This window comes from Marinospirillum sp. (assembly GCF_014859565.1).
This window is the reverse complement of record NZ_JACUUA010000432.1, coordinates 1-1,549: the sequence shown is the minus strand read 5'-3', so window position 1 is coordinate 1,549 and position 1,549 is coordinate 1. Positions and strand designations below refer to the sequence as shown.

Below are 1,549 nucleotides of genomic sequence, written 5' to 3'. Positions count from 1 at the left end.
GATACTGTATCATATTTCCATATTTCACTAGACAAAAAGAGAGAACTCCTTAAAAACAGACAAAGCAAAAGTCGAAAGGAGTTCTCAGATGACAGCCTCAACTGTCAAACTAATTATAACCGCAGAAGTAGCAGGGCAAAGATTTGACTTGGGTAAAGTAGATATTCAGATTAGCGGGAAACTGGATGAAGTCATCAATCAGGGTATGCAAAGCATGGGGACAGCCCTGTATGGAGCTATCCTGCAAGGGGTCGATGATGGATTGCGTGAAACGGCACCAACAGGCTGGCAAAACATTGGGCGTGAGAAGCGAACAATCATGACCTGTGTTGGGTCAGTCACGTACAAACGCAGAGTATATAAAGACACGACAGGTAAAAGGCGAAAGCCAGTGGACGAGGTGTTAGGCATTGACCCTTATGGGCGTTATAGCCTGGGTGTTCAGCAGAAAGGTAGTTACTTGGCCAGCGAGCTCCCCTACCGGGAAGCAGCTGATATTTTGAGCTGGCTTATCCGGAACCATGTCAGTCATAGCACGATCGGCCGGATGATCAGGGCAGTGGGAGCCTCTCTTCAAGCAGAGGAGCAGGATAGGCTTGAGCAGGTATTCGAGAAAGGAGCGAGATTGGAACCCGGGCGTGTTCCGGCCAAAGTGCTGTATGGGGAGAGTGATGGTGTCTTCGTTCCACTGCAGCGGGAAGCGAAAAAGAAGGTCGAGGTGCGGGTAGGGGTCATGTATACGGGCAAGAAAGTGATTGGTGTGGGGCGAAAAGCCCTGGAAAACAAGGTTGTGGTCACAAAAATCGTCAAAAACAGCCAGGAATGGCAGGAAACGATCCTGAAGACAGCTTATGAACACTATGACCTTTCAAAAACCGCTCAGATGGTTGTGGGTGGTGATGGGAATAGCTGGGTCAAGCAGAGTTTTGATTTACTGGGGTTGCCCACGGTTTTTGTGTTGGATCGCTACCACCTGTATCGTAATGCCCGACGCGCCTTTGGACACACCCACAAAACGGAAACCTGGATCAGAAAGATTTGCGAAGGGGATCTCGAGACGGTTCTATCTGAAATGTTGGCGGTTGTCGCTAAATCCCCACCCAGGAAAGCTGATGGCATGAAGGCTTTTATCAAGTATCTGATTAACAACAGGGATGGACTGCTAGATCCGGATTGCCGGTCTCATTTGCAGCCAGGATTAGGAAATCTTGGAGGGATTGAGGGGAATGTCGATAAGCTTGTGGTACGCCGTCTGAAAGGCCGTGGTCGCAGCTGGCGCTTAGATGGTGTCAAAGCAATGTTAGCGGTATGCCGCCACAAGGAAGAATTGAGACTAGGCGCTTTCAAACCTTTCATGAAAAGTGATGATGGCTGCCAACCGAAAAATACTTATCAGAAAAAGATTGATTATGGAGAATGGTTGCAAGCTGATGTTCCTGCCATCCATTTATGCCATTCAGGAAGACCCTGGGCAAAGGTATTGAAAGAGATTGTCCATCCTAGAGGAGTTCTCTGATTGTGTGGAAATATGGAAATTCTTGACAGAAAC

The 1,549-nt window shown here is 48.1% G+C and carries 1 protein-coding gene; it reads left to right on the top strand.

Annotated features, from left to right (window positions below; genetic code table 11):
* Positions 1 to 88: 88 nt before the first annotated feature.
* Entirely contained in the window at positions 89 to 1,516 is a 1,428-nt protein-coding gene (locus tag IBX50_RS20525; protein ID WP_292258280.1) for an ISLre2 family transposase, read from the top strand.
* The last annotated feature ends 33 nt before the right edge of the window (positions 1,517 to 1,549 follow it).